This window comes from Comamonas sp. DB36 (genome assembly GCF_057914905.1).
In genome coordinates this window covers 644,846-666,606 of the sequence record NZ_CP196632.1, presented here as the reverse complement: position 1 = coordinate 666,606, position 21,761 = coordinate 644,846, and the positions used below count along the sequence as shown (strand labels likewise).

Sequence of the window (21,761 nt, the reverse complement as noted above, 5' to 3'; positions counted from 1 at the left end):
CAGGGGCTGGCCGGGGCTTTCAGTATTCTGCATGCATGACACCCTTGCTGAATCATCCTCTTGCCAACGGCTTCGCCCACCTGCGCCCCATCCGCGAGACCGATCTTGCGCACTGGCTGGACTATCTGCGCAGCGATCCGGTGCGCCGGGGCATCAGCTGGCGCCCGCAGACCACGGACGCGCTGCGCGAGTTCGTCGATGCCACCGAACTGCACAACCCGGTCTCCCAGGTCCGATTCGCGATCGCGTGCACCGATGACGACGCCCTGCTGGGCACCGTGGGCCTGCACACGATCTCCAAGGTGCATCGCAGCGCCGATGTCGGCTACGACATCGCGCCGGACCAATGGGGCCAGGGCCTGGCCACCGCGGCCTGCTGCGCCATCGTCGAATGGGCGCAGCGCCAGGGGTTCGTGCGCATTCAGGCAACGCTGCTGATCGGCAACGAGATGTCGCGGCGCGTGCTCGAACGCGCAGGCTTCGAGCATGAAGGCCGCCTGCGAAAGTACCGCTGGATAGAGGGCCATGCCCACGATGTCCTGGTGTACAGCCATCTGCCCGCCGAGCGGTAGACCCCCTGGCAAGGCCTGGCTCAATCCACCGAGATCCCGAGCTCCATCAACAGGTCCGCGGCCTGGCGGTGGGAGATGGTCGCGCCGCGGAACAGCCGCGCGTCCTCGAGCTTGAGGCCGCCGATGTCGGCCTCGCGCAAATCGGCGCCTTCGAAGCGCGCGAGCTTCAGGTGGGCATCGCGCAGGCTGCCGCCGATGAAGACGGCATCACGGAAATCGCAACCCGACAGATTGGCGTCCGAGAAATTGAGGTCCTGCAGCTGCAGCTTGCGAAACGACAGCCGCTGCAGGTTGGCACTGACCAGCAGCGAGTCCTCGAACTTCAATCCCAGATGCGCGACTTCCTCGAAGTTCGCGCCCGTGAGCTTGCATCCCTGGAAGAAGGCGGCACCCAGTTTGGCGCGGCGCCAGCGCGTATTGTTGAGGTCGCAGGAGTGGAAACGCGCATCGGTCAGGTCGGCCGATTCGAAGTCCGCCTGGCGGGCGCGGCATCCCTGCCAGACCGTGCGGCTCAGCGAGGCGGCAAACAGCGAGGCTTCGATGAACGAACAGGCGCTGAATTCGAAGTCGCGCAGCACGAGCCGCGACAGGTCTACGCCTTCGAAATCGCAGCGTTCGAACGCCAGCGGCGCGCCGGACTCGATCAGCGACTCCATCTGTTCGCGTGAGACGGCCTGGTCCTCGATCAGGGTGGCAGGCGACGGAACGGGGCTGGCGGTATGTGTCATGCGAAGAGTCTGGGAGCAGAATCGCCAGCTTAACGGCCCGGAACGGGGTTTTCACAACATGCTCGTGCGCTGCGCCAAAACCCTGATACGGGCCGAAACCGCTTGACCCTGTAGTGGCTGCAGTGTTTTCAATAGGGCCAGAAAGGTGAAACCATGTCCCATTGCGATTCCAGCTTCGATCCCGCCACCCATCTGCGTCTGCTGCAGCAGGCCGATGCCGCAGGCTCCAGCGCCCAGGCCTGGCTGCTGCTCGAGGCCGCGCATGTGCTGGGCCAGTTGCATTTGCGGCCGCACTGGCAGACGCATGTGCGCATGCTGGCCCTCGCCTGGCGCAGCGCCGACGGCTCGGAGACCATGGGCCAGCTGCTGCGACTGGCGCTGGTGCCGCTGGGCCATCTGAGCCGGCGCCTGCCCGCAGGCAACCCCGGGCGCGCCAACGTGAGCGCCTTCACGCCGCTGCCCGTGCTCCCTGAGATCGCGCAACTCATTGCCCGGGCACGCCGGCAGTGACCCAGCGCGCATGGCAGTTTTCCGGGCTGCCGTCTTATCCCCATGCCGGGCGTCCAAGCTTGTGCATAACTACCGGAACAACTTGAAAAAGTGGCGCCAGTGCTGGCTTTCCAGGGCATGCTCAAAAAACAGGCACAGCACGGCCGCGGCCGCTTCCATTGCGCGCAAGAATGCTTTCGGACCGGCAATATCAGCGGCGCGCGAGAATTTCGTAGTCGATGGGCTTGAAACTGCCGTTGTTGGAGTTCTCGGCCGAACACGAGGTCAGGCCGCAGACCAGGTCCATCTCGGCACGCAGTTCGATGAAGTCGCCGGGCCTGGACTTGGGTGGCTTCACCGCGACCGCGCCATCGGGGCCGACTTCGACATTCATGAACACATTGAAAGTCGTGCCGATCTGCTCGGGCCGGATGCCGAATTCGGCCAGCGCGGTGTAGAGATTCTCGAAGCAGCTCGGGTGGTGGCCCTGATGCCGGTAGAGGATCTCGAACATCTCCTGGCTGCAGGGCGTCAGCAGGAAATCGTGGCGCCCGACCCGGTCTTCGAGAATCACGAACATCGGCCGGCTGTCGTTGGCGTACAGCGTGTCGCCGCTGCTCAGATAGATCTTGGACGCATAGTCGATGCTGCGCCCGGAAGACAGGCTGCAGGCATGGTCGCCGTCCCTGAACGCAAACAGGTCGGCGACCTGCTCGCCCAGCGGGTCGTGAATGCGCAGGATCTCGCCGGCGCGCAGGCGAAAGGCAACGCCCGATTGGGGAGGAATACGCGTGCAGGCGTGCTGGACTTCATGCATCTTTGGGGACTTTCGAATGAAATGGACATTGCCAGCCGGCTTCCACCGCCCGGCCTGAATACTGGCGTGCCTCCGAGGCTTCGCCAAAGCGTGCCAGCACCGGGTTGATCGCGCCCTGGAGCGCGATATCGCGCGTGCGGATCGCATCCTGCAGCAAGGTGTACTTGCCGCTGGCCTTGAGCTGCTCGAACTGCTCATGGAAATTGAAGACCAGGCAAGGCATGGGCGCGCGGCGCGCCAGTCGGGAAGCTCCGGGGTGCAGGCCGACGACGAAGTACGCGCGCCCGCCTACGCTGAACGAAAAATCCTCGCGGCCGGGATCGTCGCTGACGTCCGCCGCCCAGGGAATGCGGTGGGCGCAATCATGCGCGTGCAGCGCCTGCAGCTGGCGCCACATCTGCTGCTCGAAACGCAGTTCATCGAGCCTGGGCGCGCGGAACACGGCAATGAAACTCACGGGCACCATGCCGGGCTCGGGGTACTGGCGCGAATAGTCCATGAGCGCAGCGTGCAGCGCCGCAGTGAGGGCTTCATCACCGAGTTCGCCGAATTCCTGCAGCTGCATGCGCCCCTTGTTGAGCGCCGATTTGGCACCGACGCAGGGAAAGGCCTTGTCGGCGATGAACTCCTTGAGGAGGCCTGCGGACGCGGGAGCGCACGGGTCGTTTTCTGTGGGATGGAGTTGCATGCAGCTAAGTTAAGTCCATCCTCGCCCATCCTCGGTGCGCCCATTGCCGGCCCGACCGTGGGAGCGGGGGCCCCGGCAATGTAGGGGTGAACCCACGCGACCGCCGCTTGCGTAGGACTTCACTTACAACCTGTCGAGGACAAATGTTGCAGTGCAGCATAAATAAAGCGAGGACAGTGCAGGGAGGTCAAAAGTGCAAGCCGTTCCCCGCCGCCGTTGGCCGCTAACGAAAGAATGCGTGAACTATCTGCTCAAGAAAATGCAGTCGCAGGCCCGCAAATGGACCCGCAAGAATCTGCAATACGCCGCCAAACCCGCGCTGGCGCGTGTCTCCGCACTGCTGCCTGCGATGAACGCGCAGTTCAGGGCCCTGAATCCCGCGCTGTGGCCGGCGCGCGAAGAAAGTGCGCCGGCGCAGCAGCATGTCCCCCAGGCGCCCGCCGGCGATGCGCAATGGCTGGACGGCACTTTCACCGAGCGCGGCCGCACGCTGACGTACAAGCTCCATGTACCGCCGCAGCCAGTGCGCGGCGCTCCGCGCCCCCTGGTCGTGATGCTGCATGGCTGCACGCAGGATGCGCAGGATTTCGCCGCCGGCACGCAGATGAATGCCCAGGCGGGGGCACTCGGCGCCATCGTGCTCTACCCCGAGCAATCTTCGCGTGACAACCCCAAGAAATGCTGGAACTGGTTCACGCCACAGAACCAGCAGCGCGACCGCGGCGAACCCGCGGTGCTCGCGGCGCTCACGCGGTCTATCGCCGAAAGCCACGCCGTCGACAGATCGCGCATCTACGTCGCCGGCCTGTCGGCCGGGGGGGCGATGGCCGACATCCTCGGCGCCGCGTATCCCGACATGTTCGCCGCCATCGGTGTGCATTCAGGGCTGCCGCGGGGCTGCGCCACCGATGTGATGTCAGCGCTCACTGCCATGCGCATCGGCTGTGCGACACATGGCACGGCCCATGGCGCCGTGCCGCCGACCATCGTCTTCCATGGCGATGCCGACAGCACCGTGCATGTCAGCAACGGCATCGCGGTGGTCGACGCCGCGCTCCAGGCCCGGGAAACGCCGGGCGGCGACGTCCAGGCCAGCGAAGGCGAATCCGCGCAGGGACAGCGCTACAGCAAGACGCTCTACCAGGACAGCGCTGGCCGCACCACGGTCGAATACTGGCAGCTGCACGGCGCCGGCCATGCCTGGTCTGGCGGCAATCCCGGCGGCAGCTATACGGACCCGGCAGGCGTGGACGCGACCGCAGAGATGCTGCGCTTCTTCCTGGCCCACCCCAAAAACCATGCGGACCAGGCGCGCCTGAGCGCCACGGCAGGCTGAATGATTTAGCGTATTCTGTAGGACATGAACTCGTCCATCCTTCAGGGATACCAACTTTCGCTAGAGACCCAGGGCCCGGCCGGTCTGGCATTTCTCAACGCCCGTGTGCCGCATCGATATACCGGCGTTTTTCGCCTGCATGAAGGCGCGCTGCGCAACATGTTCCTGCATGACAAGCTGGGGGAGATCGTGCCCGAATTCCTGCAGGTCGTGCCCTTGTGCGACAGCTTCTGCCAATTCACGCTGCGCGACGGCCTGTTCACGACGCAGGACTCGGGCGCCGATCCGCGCCTCGACGGCCACAAGTACCAGGGGGTGCTGCTTTCCTATGTCGGTTTGCCGCTGCTCGACAGCAGCGGTGAACTGTACGGCACGATGTGCCACTTCGATGCCCAGGCGCTGGAGCTTGACGACAACGAATTCGAGATTTTCCGCGCGGCCGCCCAGCTGCTGCCGGCCTACCTCGACCAGCCGCTGCGCAGCGTGCCGGCATAAGCGTGGAACGCGGCGCAGGCGCTGCGCGCCGCGCGCCGCGCGGGCTTCAGCCCTGCGCCGGCAGGCCCTTGTCGGGGGCCCCGCGCGTGCTCTCGTTCTGCGACCAGGCCAGCAGGCTGTCGGCCGACATCGGCCGCGCGAAGAAATAGCCCTGCAACTCATCGCAGTGCATCGCCAGCAGGATGTCGCGCTGGCCGCCGGTCTCCACGCCTTCGGCGACCACGCGCAGATTCAAGGCATGTGCCAGCTTCACCACCGCATTCACCACCGAGCGCGCATCTTCGCTGACCTCGAGGTCCTTGACGAAGCTGCGGTCTATCTTGAGCTGGCGCGCCGGCAATTGGCGCAGATAGTTGAGGCTGGAGTAGCCTGAGCCGAAGTCGTCTATGGACAGGAACACGCCTATGCGCGCGAGTCCGTCGAACGTGCGCTGCGTGGCCTTCATGTCTTCCATGGCCACGGTTTCGGTGATCTCGCACAGCAGCTGCGAGGCCGGCACGCCATGCTGGCTCAGCGCGCGCTCTATGCGTGCGGTCAGGGTGTTGTCGCGCAACTGGTAGGCGGAGATATTGATGGCCACGCGAATGTTGGCCCCTTCACGCTTCCAGGCCGCGATCTGCCGGCAGGCCTCGTCTATGACCCAATTGCCCAGCAGCCCGATCAGGCCGAAGCGCTCGGCCAGCGTGATGAACACCGTGGGGCTGACCATGCCCAGCTGGGGATGGTTCCAGCGCAGCAAGGCTTCCACGCCGCAGATCTGCCCGTCGAGGCCGTCGATCTTTGGCTGGTAATGCAGCGACAGTTCGCCGCGGTCCAGCGCATGGCGCAGGTCGTTTTGCAGCTCCAGCTGCGCCGAGGCATCCGTGCCCATGTGCGGCTCGAACAGCACATGGCAGCTGCCGCCGGCGCGCTTGGCCGCATACATGGCAGCGTCGGCGTTGGCCACGAGCTTGCTGCGTTCGCCGTGGCCGGGATGGATGGCAATGCCTATGGAGCAGGCGATCTGCACCTGCTTTCCGGTAAGCTCGAACGGCTTGGACAGCGCGGTCAGCGCTCTTTTCGCGACGTTGATGCAAGCCTCCTCGTCGACCACGTTCTCGAGCAGCAGCAGGAATTCGTCGCCGCCCACGCGCGCCACGGTATCGCCTTCGCGCGCCTCGAGCCGCAGGCGGTCGGCCGCGCCGCGCAGTATCAGGTCGCCGGCCGCGTGGCCGAACGAGTCATTGATGGGCTTGAAGCCATCGAGGTCCACGAACAGCACCGCCAGACGATCGACCACGCCTTCGTTGTTGGTGCGGTCCAGCCGCAGCAGCGCCTGGCGCAGCCGGTCCTCGAACAGCAGCCGGTTGGGCAGGCCGGTCAAGGGGTCCGAAAAGGCGCGGTGCTGCAGCTCGTCGTTGGCGGCCTTGAGCCGCGCATTGCTTTCCTGCAGCGATTCGGTCAGGCGCTCGGCCGTGCTCTGCAGCCGCGCGTCGAGAATCGAGGTGAACAGCGTGCTGACCAGCAGCATGCCGGCCGCCATCACCACCAGCACCGTGAGGCCGGGGCCGCCGAGCTCGCCCGCGCTCAGGCACACCGAGCCCATGAGAAAGCTCGCCGCGGCCATGCCGGTGTAATGCATGCCGCAGATCGCCACGGCCATCACCCAGGAAGCGCCCAGCTGGTACTTGAGCCGCTGGCCCGCATGCACCTGGCGCAGCAGCTTGAAGATCAGCAGCGCCGCGGCCGATGCCAGTACCGCGATCAGCACCGACAGCGCGACGATGAACGGATCCCAGACGATGCCCGGCGCCATATCCATCGCGCCCATGCCTATGTAGTGCATGCCGCTGATGCCCGCGCCCATGAACAGCGCGCCGAGCGCGAGTTGCCGGTGGCCGAAATGCTCGCGGCTGGCCAGCTCCAGCGCCACGCCCGCGGCCGCGAGTGCCGCGAGCCAGGACAACAGCGTCATTCCGCTGGAAAAGCCGATGGCAATGGGCAGCGTGAACGCCTGCATGCCCAGGAAATGCATGGACCAGATCCCGGTGCCCATGACCAGCGAGCCCGCGGCCCACCAGGCAAGGCCCACGCGGCGCTGGGCGCTGCGCACCCGCCGGGCAAGGTCCAGCGTGACGTAGGAGGCCAGCATGGCAATGAGAAACGACGCGGCAACCACCAACAGGTTGTAGCCGGAGGGCATGAACGTAGTCATACGGGGAGAAATCCAATCGGGAACTGCAGGCGGCATTGCGCCTGGCAAGCTCTCCCCTGGCGCTCGAGCGCCGACTCCATGCACGATGGAAGCGTGGGAGGAAGATGCGTGGCATGCCGGGCCCACGCCAGCCAAGGCAATGAAAGACAAAAATTGTCGCATGGCCCGTGATTTCCCGCTCGGCATACGGGCGAAGCAAAGCCCACCTGCCCCGACGCGCAGCGCGAGGGCAGGTGGGTTGGCGACCCCATGCCGGCAGCGCCCGCGCCAGGGCGCTTGCCTGCAGACCGCTTAGAGGCTCAGCGCGCCAATCGGTTCATCGCGAAGAACAGCACGGAATTGGCCACGGCGTCGGCGTTGACGTCCAGCGCCGCCGCATTGAAGTTGTCCAGGTTGTCGCAGGCGCGGTGATAGCAGGGATCGAATGCCTTGCCCGCCGTGCCGCGCCAGGTATCGGCATCCTGCTGGCTCTTGATTTCCTCGGCACCGGTGAACAGCCCGCCGAAGGGAATGCCTGCGTCGGCGAACGGCTTGTGGTCCGAACGCCCGCCTGAATTCACGCGCTTCGAGGCCAGCTTGCGCTGCGCATAGAAGCTTTCGAGGAACTGCACGATCTGCGCCGACTGCTGCGGACTCGAGATCGCTTCCTTGCCGGCCGAGCCGTCGCCGCCATAGACTTCGAATACATGGTTGGGCGAGCCGATCATGTCGAAGTTCAGGTACAGGTCGATTTTCGCGCGCTGACCAGCGTCGAGCTTGCGAACGTAATAGGTGGAGCCCAGCAGGCCTTGTTCCTCGGCCCCCCACAGCGCGAACCGCAGCCGGTTCACTGGCTGCACGCGCGCCATCTGGCGGGCGGTCTCGAGGATTGCGGCCACGCCCGAGCCGTTGTCATTGATGCCCGCGCCCGCGCGCACCGAATCCAGATGAGCACCCGCCATGGTCACATGGTCGGGGTCGCCGCCTGTCGATTCGGCCAGCAGGTTGTAGGTGGTGGCCATGCTGCGCGAGGTTTCGGTCTGCAGGTGCAGCTGCACGCCGGTGAGCGTGCGCTGCGCGAGCCGCTCGCCTTCGGTCTTGCCGACCAGCACCACGGGCAGGTTCGGCGGCGTTTTGGCCGAGAGGCTGCCCGTGAGCGCGCCGTCGTCGAGGCTGTAGATGACCAGGCCCACGGCGCCGGCCTGCACCGCAGCCGCCGCCTTCTGCGCCAGATCGCAGCCGCCGCGGCGCAGCAGCGCAATGTTGCCGCGCGGGAATCCCGTGAAGTCCGCGGCCTCGCAGCCCACGGCACCGGCCGGGCGGCTCACCTCGGCAGTGACGTCGGCGCTGCCCGAGTAGTCGGCGACCAGATGCGGAATCGACTCGGGCGCGATCTGGCCCGGTTCGCGCAGGCTGGACGCGTGGATGCGCGACAGCGCGAACTCGAACGGCTGGACCGTGACGCGGTAGCCGGCCTCGGTGAACACTTTGCGCGCATAGGCGAGCGACGCGTCGTAGCCCGGCGAGCCCGCCATGCGCGTGCCATTGTTGGCCCGGGCGATCGCCGCGAGCTCGGTCTGGTGGGCACGCACGCCCGCGAGCGTGACGCATTCGAGCAGCTGGTCTGGTGTGTCGTTGGGCCGCGTGGCGCAGTCGGCGGGAGCGGTCATCAGTGCCGGGGCAAATGCGGGACGCAGTGCGGATTCGGCGCCTGCAGCTTCGCCCGCGGCGGCGGCAATGGGTACCGCCCTGGAGCCGTCCTCACCGCCGCAGGCGCACAGCTGCAATGCCGCGGCGGTGATGAGACAACAGCGCCAGGGCGCGTTGCCGGGTGCGGTCTGGGTACGCAATCTCGAGATCAGTGACGTGGTGTGGGTCATGGCGTTCCTCGTTTGAGCGCCCGGATGATGCCAGCGCGGCGCGCGCGCGGCCACGCATCACCTTGCCTACATATCAAGCCCTGCGCACACCATGGGCGTTCGGCATTTACAGCCGCAAAGCCCCGATCGGGGTCGTGCAAAAGGAGGACCAGTCGAGAGGAAAAAACCGCCGGCATCAAGCCGTTCGCGCCGCCGGCCGGCTGCTTGCAGGCCCGGCTAATTTTGCGATCGGAGGCTGAACTTACCGACTGTTGCGCGCGATGGATAGCCGCTCACAGCGCGTCGGGCACATTCGGCGCGCGGCTCACCAGCGCCTGCTGCCGGCAAGGTGCATAGGCGTCGAGCGCGCTGCGGTAGGTGGGGCTGCGCAGGTCCAGCAGTCCCAGCACCGTGTGGTAGTAGAAATCATGGGTCAGCGGCTGGGCCTTGCCCGCGCGCAGGCAGGCCTCATCGGTGCGGGTGCGCGCGGCCAGCGTGCCGGGCCAGGTGATCCAGGCCACATGCTTCTGGCTGTCGGGCGCGATCGCATAGGGCAGGCCATGCAGGTAGATGCCGTTCTCGCCCAGCGATTCGCCATGGTCCGATAGATAGATCAGCGCGACTTCATAGTCGGCGGCCTTGGTCTTGAGCCAGTCTATGGTCTTCGCGACAAACAGATCGGTTTCGGCGATGCTGTTGTCGTAGACGTTGATCAGGTCCTGCTGACTGCAATCTGATGTGACCTGCGTGGTGCATTCGGGCCGGAAGTGCTTGGCCTGCGCCGTCGAGCGGCGGAAATAGGCCGGGCCATGGCTGCCCATCTGATGCAGGGCCAGCACCGTACCCACGGCGCGCTTTTGCGCGGGAATCTTGGCCAGGCTCAGGTCCAGTTGGTCGAGCATCAGCTGGTCCAGGCACTCGCCATCGGCTTCGCACCATTTGGCGCGCTGGGTCGCGGTCGCCTGATCGTAGGCCGTGGCATGCGGGATGCGGTCGCAGACCCCTTTGCAGCCCGACTGGTTGTCGAGCCAGCTCACGCCCAGGCCTGCGGCCTGCAGCACGTCGAGCAGCGTCTCATGGTTGGCTTTGCGCGCCTCGAAATCCTTCTTGCCGAGGTGCGAGAACATGCAGGGAACGGAGGCTGCGGTATTGGTGCCGCAGGAGCGCACATTGCTCCAGCTGATCGCGTTGCGCGCCTGCAGCTGCGGTGTCGTGTCGCGTGCATAGCCGTTCATGCCGAAATGGTCGCCGCGCGCCGTCTCGCCCACGACCAGGACCAGCAGCGGCGGCTTGTGCGCGGAGCTGCCGGCGGCCATCGACACCGGCAGGCTTCTCGCGGGCCCGCCGCCCGACTGCGCGATGCCGTAGCTCGCGCCCAGGCCCGCGCCGCCCAGAATGGACACGAAAGGCCGCGCTGGGATCAGCAGCGGCTTGAGCGTGACATCGGCCAGCGCGACGATGCCCGATGTGGGGTTGATCAGATAGCGCAGTTCCATGTGGTTGCGCAGCAGGGGAGCGAGCTGGCGGTACATGCCGGCGACCCCGGCCGCGAGCAGGGCGAAGCTGGCCAGGACCAGCAGCAGCGAACGCCAGCCGCGCCACAGCGAATCGCGCCGCCAGGCCACGCCGAACCACAGCCAGAGGCTGGGCAGGCCGCCGAACACCAGGATATGCAGCAGCATGCGCGGACCCAGCAGGGCCAGGGCCTCGCTGGTATTGGTCTGCAGCACATTGCGCACCATGCCGCTGTCCAGCAGGATGCCGTAATGCTGGATGTAGTACTCCATGCCCGCAGCGGTCAGCAGCGTGAGGCTCCAGCCCAGGCGCCGCAGGCCGGGCCACGACAGCAGCATGAACCACCAGTAGGTCGCGCAGGCGATCAGGCCGACGATGGCCGCGCGCTTCCAGAACCAGGGGTCGACGAAGTCGGGCAGCTGGGCCAGCTTGGACCACAGCGGCGCATTGAGCAGCAGCGTGCACCACAGCGTCAGCAGCGCCGCGCCCCAGCGCGGCGCAAGGCTCATCCTGTATCGGCGCGCGTGGGCTGCGGCCCGGGCAAGAAGGCCGGCGGGCACTTCGGGCAGCGAAGTGGGCGGTTGGAGTATGGCGAGAGTATTCACGGCCATCAATGTAGGCAGCCGCCCTGAACCCGCCCTGAATGCCACGTTCAGACTTGGTTCAGGTAAGCCGCCCATACTTGCAGCGCCCAGGGCGTACCATGGGGCCCGTCACCTTTATTTCCACTGCCCATGCGCATTTTATTGGTCGAGGACGATACCGCATTGGCCAACGCGGTGTTGGGTTACCTCCACGGCAAGCAATTCCTGGTGGATCTGGCCGCCGACCTCAGCCAGGCACGTTCCATGGTGTCGCTGGCGGCTTATTCGGCCGTATTGCTGGATCTGAACCTGCCCGACGGCGACGGTCTGCAACTGCTGCCCACCATCCAGGCCCAGGACGATCCGGCGTCGGTGATCGTGGTCACGGCGCGCGACCAGGTCAGCGACCGCATACGCGGGCTGGATGCGGGCGCCGATGACTATCTGATCAAGCCTTACGATCCGGAGGAGCTGCTGGCGCGGCTGCGCGCCGTCGAGCGCCGCCGCGGCCACCAGACCAGCTCGGTGGTCACGCGCGGCGATGTGAGCATCGATCTGACGCGCGAAGTCGTCAAGGCCAATGGCTTTCCCGTGGTCATGACGCCCAAGGAATGGGCCTTGCTGCGCGTGCTCGCCAGCCGCGCCCAGCAGGTACACACGCGCGAACGTCTGCTCGATGCGCTCTACCAATGGGATGACAGCAGCGACAGCAACACGCTCGAAGTGTTCATCAGCCGGCTGCGGCGCAAGCTCGGCAACTCGCTGATCCAGACCGTGCGCGGCATTGGCTACCGCCTCGCACCGCCATGAGCGCCGACGCACCGCTGCAGCCCAGCCTGGTATCGAGCCTCACGCGCGCCCTGCTGGCGGCCGTGGTGCTGGTCTGGGCCGTGGGAACCGGGATGGTCGCCTGGTATGTGAACTACAAGATCCAGCGCAATTTCGATTTCGAGCTGTCGGAAAGCGCGCACCGCCAGCTGTTCGCCTCGCCCATGTACATCCCGGACCCAGGCGAAGCCACGCCGGCCGTGATGCATGAGGCACCGGATACCGTGCACGACGCACCCTTGCTGCTGCAACTGCGCGACCTCCAGGGACGCGTGCTGGTGCGCACCGAGGCGGCGCCGGAAACCGGCTGGACCAGCGAATTGGCCGAAGGCTTCAGCGACACCAGCAACTACCGCATTTTCACAATCTACGACCCCGCCAAGCAGCTGTGGCTGCAGCTGGCCGACACCCAGGAGGAGCGCCGTGAAGCCAGCCGCAACACGCTCACCGGACTGGTGCTGCTGCTGCTGCTGATACTGCCGGTGCTGGCCCTGATCATCCGCTGGGTCGCGCGCCGGAAATTGCGCAGCCTGGGCGACATCCAGGAGCAGATCCAGGCGCGCAACGGCAGCCATCTGGATCCGCTGCGCACCGCCGACTACCCGCTGGAGCTGGCCCAGGTCGGTCTGGGCGTGAACCTGCTGCTGGGCCGTCTGCAGGAAGCGCTCAACGTCGAGCGCTCGCTCGCGGCGAATGCGGCGCATGAACTCAGGACCCCGCTGGCATCGGTGCGGCTGCGGCTGCACACCGCGATCGACCAGGCCGAATCGAACGCCGCATCGAACGTGCCGCTGGAGGAAGCCAAGGCCGCGCTGCAGGCGCTGGAAACGCTGTCTCACCGCACCGAGCGCCTGCTGCAGCTGTCACGCGCCGAAGCCGGCGACAGCGCAAGCTTCGCTCCGGTGGACCTGGTGCAGCTGGCCGGCACGCTGGCCCAGGAGTTCTGGCAGCAGCCGCGCGCGCTCAAGCGTCTGGACTGGATCGCCCCCGAAGGCCATGAACCGGTGTGCATACAGGGCGATATCGACAGCCTGGCAATCGCGCTGCGCAACCTGCTCGACAACGCCCTGACCCATACCAGCGCCGCCGTGGAGCTCAGCGTCGAGCGCTGGCCCGCGCCGGCGCTCGTGGTGCGCGACCATGGTCCCGGCGTGCCGGCGGCTCAACTGCCACTGATCCTGCAGCGCCATGTGCGCGCCGACAGCCGGCGCGTGGGCTACGGGCTGGGAATGTCCATCGTCAGCTCGATTGCGCTCAAGCATGGGGCGCAGCTGGAGCTGCGCTCGCCACCGGCCGACGGCGGCACAGGTCTCGAAGTGCGACTGAACTTCTCCACATCCACGCCGCGCTGAGCGCGTTTCAGCCGCTGAAATCTGGCAGCGCCTGGAGTTTTGCCAGCGCCGCTTTCAGGCCCAGGAAATTGTCCTCGCTGCCATAGGCAATCGCTGTGAGACTGTGGGCCAGCATCAGATTGAGCGGCAGGCCGAAATCCTCGACCGCGCACTGCGCGTCGAACAGTTTGCCATGGGGGCTGGCCTGCACGCGCTGCACGATGGTCGCCGCCGTGGGGCAGTAACCCACGACGGGCTTGCCCCGGGCCAGCGCATACGAAACCTCCCACACCGTGCCGCTGTCGGGCTCGAAGCCGCGGAAATCACGCAGGTTCGCGACCACGGCATCGGCGCGCTCGATCAGCGCGCGGTTGGCTTCATAGATGGCCAGCGACTGTCCGTCGGGCAGCGCGGTAATTTCCGCATCGAGCGGGAACAGGCCCGAGAATCCTGCCTCGCGGCACACCGCCTGCATGCGCCCGCCATGCGCGCGCGCATCGGGATAGAAGACTTCGGGGCCGGCCAGATAGACGCTCTTCAACATTTGGTGCACCTCCCAGATGGGCACAGGCACAACGCGCGCCTGCCAAACCATGCTAACCGCCAGCGTGGCTGGCTTGTTGCCGGAAATGACCGCAACGCTGAACCGCAAGCACGAACATGGTTATGGCAGAGCGGGCGGGCGGCAATACCCGCAGAGAAAAAACATTCTGTTCATCAACCGATATTCGATTATCGCCCGGCCTTTTCTGCAGGGATTTTTTCGCTGTGAATCTTCACCAAACAGCAATAGTCGACATTATCCGGAACGAAATTTGCACCGCCGATGCATCCATGTGACACTGTATTGCATATGAATACCTTCATTCTTCAAGCTGCAGCCTGCGCTGCCTCGTTGCTGCTGTTGCCGGCAGCACAGGCCCAGGCCGTACCCTATGTTTTGCTCGACCAAACTGTATTGGTGCATATACCTTCCAAGGATGTGCCCGATTTCAAATCGTTCATCGGCAAGACACTCAATGAAGGCGCTGCGGATACCGTGGCCGAATGGAGCAGCAGTGCGCGCGCGGGCAAGCCGCCGGTCAAGGTGGTGCTCACGCCCGGCCCGCGGGTACAGACCAGGTCTGCGGGCGAATGCCGCCTGCTGCAGGGCCAGGTAAGCCAGGGCAGCCGCGCCAACAGCTGGCAGGTATCGTTCTGCCAATTGGCCGATGGCAAATGGAAAATCAGCGGCCTGAAGTAAACGCCTGACGCGGCCCACCGGCCGCGCCCCCTTCATTGCGCAGGATACGCATTGCGATTTGCAATGCGCTGCCTGCAAGAAAGGTGCCTGTGGATTCTCCATCCGATTCCCCTAGCGCATTTCCGTGGCGCCTGGGTCCGATACGCGCCAGAGGCTGCGCCTGCAGCAGCGCCATGTGCCAGCGCCTGCATCTGCGCGTCACACAGGATCTTTCGCGCCGCCATTTTCTCGGCGGCGCGGCCGCCATGCTGGCCCCGTTTGCCTTGCCCCAGGCCGTGGCGCAAACGCCGGTGCAGCAAACGCGCCGCCCGCTGCTGCTGCGCAACATGCGGCTGTTCGACGGTTCGGGCCAGGCGCCGCGCGCCGGCGTCCAGGTGCTGATACAAGGCCAGCGCATTGCCGAGCTGCTGCCCGCGGCGGCAGTGGTGGAGAACGCGCAGGTGATCGACTGCCAGGGCAAGCTGGTTCTGCCGGGGCTGATAGACACGCACTGGCACACCATGCTCGCGGGAATCTCCCAGCTTTCGGCGGTTTCCGCCGACCTGGGCTATCTCTACCTGGTCGCGGCGCAGGAGGCGCAGCGCACGCTGCTGCGCGGCTTCACCTCGGTGCGCGATGCCGGCGGGCCGGCGTTCGCACTCAAGCGTGCCATCGATGAAGGCCTGGTGCCCGGGCCGCGCATCTTCGCCAGCGGCGCGATGATTTCCCAGACGTCGGGACATGGCGACTTCCGCCTGCGCAGCGATCTGCCGCGCGCCGCCAACGGTCCGCTGAGCCTGGTCGAGCAGATGGGCGTGGCGATGATCGCCGATGGCGAGGCCGAGGTGCTGCGCCGCGTGCGCGAGCAGTTGATGCTGGGCGCGTCGCAGATCAAGATGCTCGCCGGCGGTGGCGTGGCGTCGCTGTATGACCCGCTGGACAGCACGCAGTTCTCCGAGCGCGAGCTGCGCGCGGGAGTGGAGGCGGCGAGCGACTGGAACACCTATGTGATGACGCATGTCTACACGCCCAAGGGAATACAGCGCGCGATCCGTGCCGGCGTCAAATGCATAGAGCATGGACAGCTGGCCGACGAGGCCAGCGTGCGCATGATGCAAGGCGAAGGCGTCTGGTGGAGCCTGCAGCCGTTCCTGCAGGATGCCGACGCGAATGTCTACGCCGACCCGGGGCAGCGCGCAAGCCAGCGGCAGGTCGCCGAAGGCACGGAAAAAGCCTATGCCCTGGCGCAGAAACACGGCATCAGGACCGGTTGGGGCACGGACATCCTGTTCAACCCGAAGAACACCGCAACGCAAGGCCGGCAGCTCGCCAAGCTCACACGCTTCTACGATCCACTGACGCTGTTGGGCCAGGCCACGGGCACCAACGGTGAGCTGCTCGCGCTGTCGGGCGCGCGCAGCCCCTATCCCGGCGTGCTGGGCAGGATTGCCGCAGGCGCCTGGGCCGACCTGCTGGTCGCCGATGGCGACCCCGGCGTCAACCTCGATTTTCTGGCCGATCCCGAGCGCAACCTGCGCCTCATCATGAAGGACGGCAAGGTCCACAAGAACACGCTGTAGACGTCGCCGCCGCCGGGCGCGCGGGTCGCAATGCGCTCAGGGTCGCGGGCTCAGCACGATCGCCTGCAGCGCGGTGGACATCTTGGACAGCAGCGCGCCAATGACCGAAGCGGCGCAAGTGGAACGCGCCCGCTCTTCGCCCGCTCCCACGGCAATCTGCCGGTTGGCCAGCGCGCCGCAGCCCACCACGGCCCGGCCCACGTCCAGCGACGAAGCCGCTCGCCCAGCAGCGGCATCCACAGGTGCCTCGGCGTGCGCTGGCAACGCAGGATTCGCAACGCGCATCGAGAGGGGATCCATGGTCATGATTCCAGTTGGTTGAACTCAAACGCGCACGAGGCTCGCTTCGTGGAAGAATTCCGGCATCACGGGGACGGCCTGGTCCTGGGTAATGAAGTCCTGCCACGCAAGTCCGATATCGGCAGTTTTGGCGAGCAGGACGGCGAGCCGGTCGGCGTTGAGCCTGCTGAGCAGGCGGCGCACGCTCAGGCTCACCATATCGTTTTCCAGCATGCCCAAGGTCGCCCCCCCGGTGCCGGTCCACAGGTGGTTGGCCTGCAGCATGGTGCGGATGGCCAGGGCCCAGCGTAGCTTGCTCGGAATGCCCAGCTGGCAGCAAAGGCGCAGTTCGGCCTGCTCGCCTTCGCCTTCGAGCCTGAGGGAAATCGGCAGCTCATCAATGACTATCTCTTGCGAGGAAATCAGCGATGACGCCTCAAGACCTACTTCTTCTGCCAGCGCAGACAGAAGATCTTCATAGGGCGCAAACATGGGTGATCCCTTGAACAGTCAGTACGTCTTGTGAGTAACGCCCCGAACCGCAAGGTTCCATCATCGACGCAAATTATTTTGCGGCCTGGCGCGCGCGCTGCGGCGCGGGCCGGACCCAGGCCTCCAGGGCCTGGCGTTCTTATTCCTGGCCTTCGAGCAAGGCCACCAGGGTCACGCTCTTGAGGCTGGCTTCGAACTCCTGGCCATCGTCGTTGTACTTCAGCCAGGCCAGGCCTTGCCGGGCCGGGCGACGCTCGAGCATCAGGCGCGCGGCGCGCTCGTTGTGCAGCACATGGACCACCGCATTGCGCAGCGGATCGGCAGGCGCAGCCTTGCCGGGCTTGGCCGGCGGCGCGGCCACGGCTTTCGCGGCCGCTGCCGCCGGGCTGGCCGGTGCGGCGCTCGCGGCCGGCTGGGGCTGGCTCTTGACGTCGAGGAACTCGCGCAGCAGCTTGACCGAGCCGCGCGTGATTTCCTGGTTGGCATCGCCCAGCCAGGCCGTCACGTCCTGCGGCGTCTTCTTGTAGGCGGTCATCAGTTCGTTGACCACGGTCACGTCGCGCACGCGGCCGGTGTTGAACACCTGGGCCAGCGGCTCGGGCAGGTCGAGCAGCGTCACATGCTGCGAGATGAAGGCCGGCGACTTGCTGATGGCCTTGGCGATGTCGCCTTTCTTCATGCCCTTGGCGAGCTCGCGGCCGATGAAGTCGGCGATTTCGCGCGCCGTCAATTCATTGCGCTGCAGGTTCTCCACGACCTGGTCGGCTTCGTTGTAGTCATTGTCGATGAAGCCGGGAATCGTCGCCAGGCCCGCGCGCTGCGCGCCGCGAAAGCGCCGTGCGCCATGGTTGATGATGTAGCGGCCGCCGGCATCGGGATGCTCGCGCACCGAGATCGGCGTCTTGACGCCGCGCAGCGAAATCGAGGCCGCGAGTTCCTCGAGGCTGTGCTCGGAAAAGCCCGGATTGTCCTGGGTGCGCGGCTGGTGCGGATCTTCATCGATCAGCGTCATCTCCAGGGCCAGCGGGCCGCCGCCCTGAACCACGGCTTCGGGGCCGGCGAGCAGCGCCGACAGGTCGCCCATTTCCTCCAGCCCCAGGCCGCCCATCACCGAGCCCGCGGGTTTCTTGTCGGCAGGAACGTAGGAAAACTTTTGCTTTTTCGCTGCAACTGTCATTGCGCAATCTCCATTTTGTCAAAGACATAGGCGGCCAGGCCACGCACTTCCTGCGTGGCCTTGCGGGCCGCGGTCTTGCGAATCTTCCAGACCGGAACACCAGAGGCCAGCGCATCCGCGATGCTGCTGCGCAGGCCGATGCTGACCGGAACAATCAATTGGGGGTAGGCCGCCTTGAGCTCGGCCAGGTGGCGCACATGGCGCGGATTGCGCGCATCGACCTTGGACGGCACCATTCCCAGGAATTGCAGGCTGCGATTTTCCTTGCGCACGTTCATGATGGTCGTGAGCATCATCTTGATGCCCTGGATGCTGTAGGCCTCGAGTTCAATGGGCGACAGCACGCAGTCGGCCGCATACAGCGCCGCGACCAGGGCCACGCCCAGGCCCGGCGCGGTGTCGATCAGGCAGATATCGAAGCCCTGTTCGGCCAGCGCCTCGATGTTGGCCAACATGTTCTTCTTGGCCTTGGGCAGGGGCAGGAACACGGCGTTGGCGAGTTCGGGATCGGCCTCGATCAGCGCCAGGCGCGGGCCATCGTCCTGCGCCTGCGCGGCCTGCTGCCAGCGGTCGGCCGGCACCGGGCCGAACAGCTGGCTGGCCCGGGCCTCGATCTTGTACTGGCCCAGGGTGTAGGACGCGTTGGCCTGGGTGTCGAGATCGATCACGGCCACGCTCAGGCCGCGCTCCAGAAAATCGAACGCCAAGTGCACCACACTGGACGTTTTGCCGACACCGCCTTTTTGCTGTGCTACGACCAAGGTCTTCATATTTTTGATCCGTTGTTCCTGGCCTGTGCGTCCTCGGCCCATTTCTTGACGATGTATGCCTGATGCTGCGGCAGTACCGCAGACACGCGTTCATACCCTGGCGGGATATCGCTGCGCGTGAACACGCGCCAGACCCGGTGCACGGCCTGGGACACCGCACCCTTGCTCAGGCCCAGGGCCTGGACGAAGGAGGCCTGCGTCTGTCCACGCACCAGAACGCCATGGGCGATCTGCAGGGTCTGCGCGCCCACGTCCAGGCCGTGAATGCACGCCTGAAATTGCGCCTCGCTGAGCCGTTTTTTCATGGAGTTCAAGACGGCATCGAGGGCCGGCGGAATGCCGGCCCAGGACGCAGGTTTAGCTAAACTGGTGCCCCAGATTTTAGCTGCTAAAGCAGCTGACAACGGCTTTGCTCGCAGGTGTTTTTCCGCGATTCAGGACACTTTCACCGAGCGGCCGATGAAGTGGATGGGGCCGGTCGGACGACCCGTGGGCGATCCGGTGGGCGGCTCCAGCGTCAGCTCGAAAAGCTGGTTGGGCTGAACGCCAGGAATCCGGTCCAGCGGCACCTGCACGCGCTCTCCGGGCTTGACCAGGCCCAGCGAGATCGGCGCATTCCAATCATCGGCCTTGGTCCACAGTTCCAGCGCCTTGTCGGCGGGGATCTCCATGGCGCCCAGGGGAATCAGCTCGATCTTGCGATCGCTGCTGGTCTGCATCACCCATCCCGGTGAACGGTCCTGGGGCGCGACCAGCACCACCATATAGCGCGTGCCCGGCAGGGGCGCAGCCACCTTGAGCACCAGCACCGCGGCCAGCAGCGTGGCCAGCGCAAAGCCTCCGGCCGTGAGGCCGCGCCACAAGGCCAGCGACTGGAAATCGCGCCACCAGGGCACGGACCTGGGCGCGGCGCGCGCGGGCGACACCTTGGCGGCTGCATCCGCATGGTCCAGGCTGCGCTCTATGCGCTGCCAGAGACGCTCAGACGGCGCAACCGGTTCGACCAGAGACACCAAAGGCAGCAGGCGCTGCTGCCAGGCGTCGACCGCGGCGCGCAATGCGGGATTGCTGCCGAGCAGCGCATCGACGGCCTGGCGCTCCTCGCGCGACAGCGTGCCCAGCACATACTCGCCGGCCAGCGCCTGCTGGGCGTTGTCGGCATCATCGGGAAAATTCGGCGAAGTCGTCTGATTCATGACATGCAGGCCCTGAGGGCCACGAGACTGCGTTGTATCCAGGCCTTCACGGTGCCCAGCGGGGCTTCGACACGCGCGGCGATTTCCTTTTGCGACAGCCCTTCGACATAGGCATACATGATGCAGTCGCGTCGCACCGGCTCGAGCTCGGCCAGGCAGTGGCTGACGCGGCCCGCGCTGTCGGCCCACTGGTCCGAGCGGCTCACCGCTTCCCAGGCAGCGAGCGAAGCCTGGTCGTCGATCGCCTGCAAGGCTTCGTGCGGCACATCGGCTTCGCGCAAATCATCGCGTCTGGCATTCAGCGCGAGGTTGCGCGCGACGCTGTAGATCCAGCCGCGTGCCGAGCCGCGCGCGGGATCGAAGCTTGCGGCTCGGGTCCAGATGTTGACGCAGGCATCGTGCAGCACGTCTTCGGCCAGCGCGGCGTCGCGCACGATGCGCCGCACCACGCCGAACAGGCGGCCGGCTTCCTGTTCATAAAGCCTCTGCATTGCGGCGCGCTCGCCCGCCGCGCAGGCGAGCAAGGTGGCCTCGTAGTCGAAATCGTCGAAGTGAACAGACAAGGTCTTGGCTCCAGACAAGTGAGAATTTCACGCCCGTTGATCACGGCCCCTGCAGCGGCGCGTGCGCCGCTGCAGGGGATGCGACGTTGAACATGCCGCACGCTGGATGATGCCACGGACCAGGGTCTGCGCCCTTCGATCTCAACCGAAACGATATGCCGACACCTGGGTGCGCATGACCTGCTGCGAGTACACCTTGCGACCCGGGTCCTGACCGGCCGCGCCCGCGGTCACCATCAGCGGAATGAGGTGTTCCTCATGGCCTGCGGGATGGCAGTCGTGCGCGAATGGTGCGCGCGCCCAATTGCACAAGGCGGCGCGGCATTCCCCAGGTTGCGACTCCACGGCCGCGGTGAGCCAGTCGTCGAACGCCTGCGACGGGGCGGTGTAGCGCGCATCGCCGTAGCCGCGCATGTTGTGAAAGCTCATGCCGCTGCCTATGATCAGCACGCCTTCGGCGCGCAGCCCGGCCAGCGCCTCGCCCAGCGCGAGATGCGCCGCGGGATCTAAGTCGTCGCGCAGCGACAGCTGCACCACCGGAATATCCGCTGCGGGAAACATCACTTTGAGCGGAATGAACATGCCGTGGTCGAAACCGCGCGCCCCATCCAGACCGCTGTCCAGACCGGTGGCCGCAATCAGCCCCGCCACGCGCTCGGCGAGCGCGGTGTCGCCCGGCGCGGGATAGGTCAGCTGATAGGTGTGTTCGGGAAAACCGTAGTAGTCGTAGATCAGGCCTGGCCGGGCGCCCGACGTGACGCGAAAACCCGGGGTGAGCCAGTGGGCCGAGACCAGCACGATCGCCTTGGGCCGCGCGGGCAGCGTGGCCGCCACGCCGCGCAGAAACTCGGCCATGCCGCTCCAGGTGTCGGCTGGCGACCAGTCCATGAAGAAGCAGGGGCCGCCGCCATGGGGAATGAACAGCACGGGCTGGAGCGCGGCGGTGGACGGCGAGACGGGGAGTTGGTGCATGGGGTCGGGGTGTTTTTGTGGCCTGGGATTCGATGATAATTTGATTCAATAAAACATAGAATCCTTTGATTCAAGCCAAGAGCTCTTACTACGGG

23 protein-coding genes are annotated in these 21,761 nt (G+C 65.9%); 8 read left to right on the top strand and 15 right to left on the bottom strand.

The genetic code is table 11. The features are described from left to right. The first annotated feature begins 35 nt into the window (after positions 1–35). Entirely contained in the window at positions 36–572 is a 537-nt protein-coding gene (locus tag ACSVDO_RS24080) for a GNAT family N-acetyltransferase (protein ID WP_489596823.1), read from the top strand. A gap of 20 nt (positions 573–592) precedes the next feature. Here the strand turns inward: ACSVDO_RS24080 and ACSVDO_RS24075 are convergent, their stop codons facing one another. Further along, positions 593–1,300, bottom strand: coding sequence for a pentapeptide repeat-containing protein (locus ACSVDO_RS24075; protein ID WP_489596821.1), 708 nt, complete (start codon positions 1,298–1,300; stop codon positions 593–595). A gap of 153 nt (positions 1,301–1,453) precedes the next feature. Between ACSVDO_RS24075 and ACSVDO_RS24070 the strand changes: the two genes are divergently transcribed. Beyond that, the gene (locus tag ACSVDO_RS24070; RefSeq protein ID WP_489596819.1) at positions 1,454–1,810 is read left to right on the top strand and encodes a DUF3703 domain-containing protein; all 357 of its coding nucleotides are present in this window, start codon (positions 1,454–1,456) and stop codon (positions 1,808–1,810) included. Between the two features lie 190 nt (positions 1,811–2,000). Here ACSVDO_RS24070 and ACSVDO_RS24065 read toward each other — a convergent pair whose 3' ends face one another. Continuing rightward, entirely contained in the window at positions 2,001–2,606 is a 606-nt protein-coding gene (locus tag ACSVDO_RS24065; RefSeq protein ID WP_489596817.1) for a DUF1989 domain-containing protein, read from the bottom strand. Further along, positions 2,599–3,294, bottom strand: a complete 696-nt coding sequence (gntA, locus tag ACSVDO_RS24060; protein ID WP_489596815.1) for a guanitoxin biosynthesis heme-dependent pre-guanitoxin N-hydroxylase GntA — start codon at positions 3,292–3,294, stop codon at positions 2,599–2,601. Before gntA ends, ACSVDO_RS24065 begins: the two co-directional genes overlap by 8 nt. A gap of 238 nt (positions 3,295–3,532) precedes the next feature. Between gntA and ACSVDO_RS24055 the strand changes: the two genes are divergently transcribed. Both ACSVDO_RS24055 and ACSVDO_RS24050 read left to right on the top strand, forming a co-directional pair. Next, positions 3,533–4,630, top strand: a complete 1,098-nt coding sequence (locus tag ACSVDO_RS24055) for an extracellular catalytic domain type 1 short-chain-length polyhydroxyalkanoate depolymerase (RefSeq protein WP_489596814.1) — start codon at positions 3,533–3,535, stop codon at positions 4,628–4,630. Between the two features lie 24 nt (positions 4,631–4,654). After that, complete coding sequence (locus ACSVDO_RS24050; protein WP_489596812.1) at positions 4,655–5,125, top strand: guanylate cyclase; 471 nt, start codon at positions 4,655–4,657, stop codon at positions 5,123–5,125. Positions 5,126–5,171: 46 nt separating this feature from the next. Here the strand turns inward: ACSVDO_RS24050 and ACSVDO_RS24045 are convergent, their stop codons facing one another. From ACSVDO_RS24045 to ACSVDO_RS24035, 3 genes are all read right to left on the bottom strand, one after another. Further along, entirely contained in the window at positions 5,172–7,307 is a 2,136-nt protein-coding gene (locus ACSVDO_RS24045) for a putative bifunctional diguanylate cyclase/phosphodiesterase (RefSeq protein ID WP_489596810.1), read from the bottom strand. A gap of 311 nt (positions 7,308–7,618) precedes the next feature. Next, entirely contained in the window at positions 7,619–9,178 is a 1,560-nt protein-coding gene (locus tag ACSVDO_RS24040) for a M28 family peptidase (RefSeq protein ID WP_489596809.1), read from the bottom strand. 272 nt (positions 9,179–9,450) lie between these two features. Then, positions 9,451–11,277 carry a phosphoethanolamine transferase gene (locus ACSVDO_RS24035; protein WP_489596807.1) on the bottom strand — a complete coding sequence of 609 codons (1,827 nt, stop codon included), beginning with the start codon at positions 11,275–11,277 and terminating at the stop codon, positions 9,451–9,453. 129 nt (positions 11,278–11,406) lie between these two features. On the opposite strand from ACSVDO_RS24035, the gene ACSVDO_RS24030 reads away from it, so the two are divergent. Together ACSVDO_RS24030 and ACSVDO_RS24025 are read left to right on the top strand one after the other, a co-directional pair. After that, a complete protein-coding gene (locus ACSVDO_RS24030; protein ID WP_489596805.1) occupies positions 11,407–12,066 on the top strand; it encodes a response regulator in 660 nt (219 codons plus the stop codon). Next, complete coding sequence (locus ACSVDO_RS24025) at positions 12,063–13,436, top strand: sensor histidine kinase (protein WP_332535484.1); 1,374 nt, start codon at positions 12,063–12,065, stop codon at positions 13,434–13,436. The genes ACSVDO_RS24030 and ACSVDO_RS24025 overlap by 4 nt, the downstream gene beginning before the upstream one ends. A 7-nt stretch (positions 13,437–13,443) precedes the next feature. On the opposite strand, the gene ACSVDO_RS24020 is transcribed toward ACSVDO_RS24025, so the two are convergent. Continuing rightward, positions 13,444–13,956, bottom strand: a complete 513-nt coding sequence (locus ACSVDO_RS24020) for a nucleoside 2-deoxyribosyltransferase (RefSeq protein WP_489597376.1) — start codon at positions 13,954–13,956, stop codon at positions 13,444–13,446. A gap of 420 nt (positions 13,957–14,376) precedes the next feature. Here ACSVDO_RS24020 and ACSVDO_RS24015 point away from each other — a divergent pair, with 420 nt between their 5' ends. Then, positions 14,377–14,658 (top strand): hypothetical protein, encoded by a 282-nt coding sequence (locus tag ACSVDO_RS24015; protein ID WP_489596803.1) that lies wholly within the window; start codon positions 14,377–14,379, stop codon positions 14,656–14,658. A gap of 173 nt (positions 14,659–14,831) precedes the next feature. Continuing rightward, positions 14,832–16,217: a metal-dependent hydrolase family protein gene (locus ACSVDO_RS24010; RefSeq protein WP_489596802.1), complete on the top strand. Its 1,386-nt coding sequence runs from the start codon at positions 14,832–14,834 to the stop codon at positions 16,215–16,217. Between the two features lie 36 nt (positions 16,218–16,253). Here the strand turns inward: ACSVDO_RS24010 and ACSVDO_RS24005 are convergent, their stop codons facing one another. The 8 genes from ACSVDO_RS24005 to ACSVDO_RS23970 all read right to left on the bottom strand — a co-directional run bounded on the left by ACSVDO_RS24005 (position 16,254) and on the right by ACSVDO_RS23970 (position 21,666). Beyond that, complete coding sequence (locus ACSVDO_RS24005; RefSeq protein WP_489596800.1) at positions 16,254–16,517, bottom strand: hypothetical protein; 264 nt, start codon at positions 16,515–16,517, stop codon at positions 16,254–16,256. A 24-nt stretch (positions 16,518–16,541) separates the two neighbouring features. After that, positions 16,542–16,988 (bottom strand): type III secretion system chaperone family protein, encoded by a 447-nt coding sequence (locus ACSVDO_RS24000; protein WP_489596798.1) that lies wholly within the window; start codon positions 16,986–16,988, stop codon positions 16,542–16,544. Between the two features lie 139 nt (positions 16,989–17,127). Beyond that, positions 17,128–18,165: a transcriptional repressor gene korB gene (locus ACSVDO_RS23995; RefSeq protein WP_489596796.1), complete on the bottom strand. Its 1,038-nt coding sequence runs from the start codon at positions 18,163–18,165 to the stop codon at positions 17,128–17,130. After that, positions 18,162–18,935, bottom strand: coding sequence for a ParA family protein (locus ACSVDO_RS23990; RefSeq protein WP_332535473.1), 774 nt, complete (start codon positions 18,933–18,935; stop codon positions 18,162–18,164). Before ACSVDO_RS23990 ends, ACSVDO_RS23995 begins: the two co-directional genes overlap by 4 nt. Further along, positions 18,932–19,240, bottom strand: a complete 309-nt coding sequence (locus ACSVDO_RS23985) for a TrfB-related DNA-binding protein (protein WP_332535471.1) — start codon at positions 19,238–19,240, stop codon at positions 18,932–18,934. The genes ACSVDO_RS23990 and ACSVDO_RS23985 overlap by 4 nt, the downstream gene beginning before the upstream one ends. Before the next feature lie 129 nt (positions 19,241–19,369). After that, positions 19,370–20,131 (bottom strand): anti-sigma factor, encoded by a 762-nt coding sequence (locus tag ACSVDO_RS23980; protein ID WP_489596793.1) that lies wholly within the window; start codon positions 20,129–20,131, stop codon positions 19,370–19,372. Continuing rightward, positions 20,128–20,694, bottom strand: coding sequence for a sigma-70 family RNA polymerase sigma factor (locus tag ACSVDO_RS23975; protein ID WP_332535467.1), 567 nt, complete (start codon positions 20,692–20,694; stop codon positions 20,128–20,130). The genes ACSVDO_RS23980 and ACSVDO_RS23975 overlap by 4 nt, the downstream gene beginning before the upstream one ends. 141 nt (positions 20,695–20,835) lie before the next feature. Beyond that, on the bottom strand, positions 20,836–21,666 hold the full coding sequence (locus tag ACSVDO_RS23970) for a DODA-type extradiol aromatic ring-opening family dioxygenase (protein ID WP_489596792.1): 831 nt from the start codon (positions 21,664–21,666) through the stop codon (positions 20,836–20,838). Between the last annotated feature and the right edge of the window lie 95 nt (positions 21,667–21,761).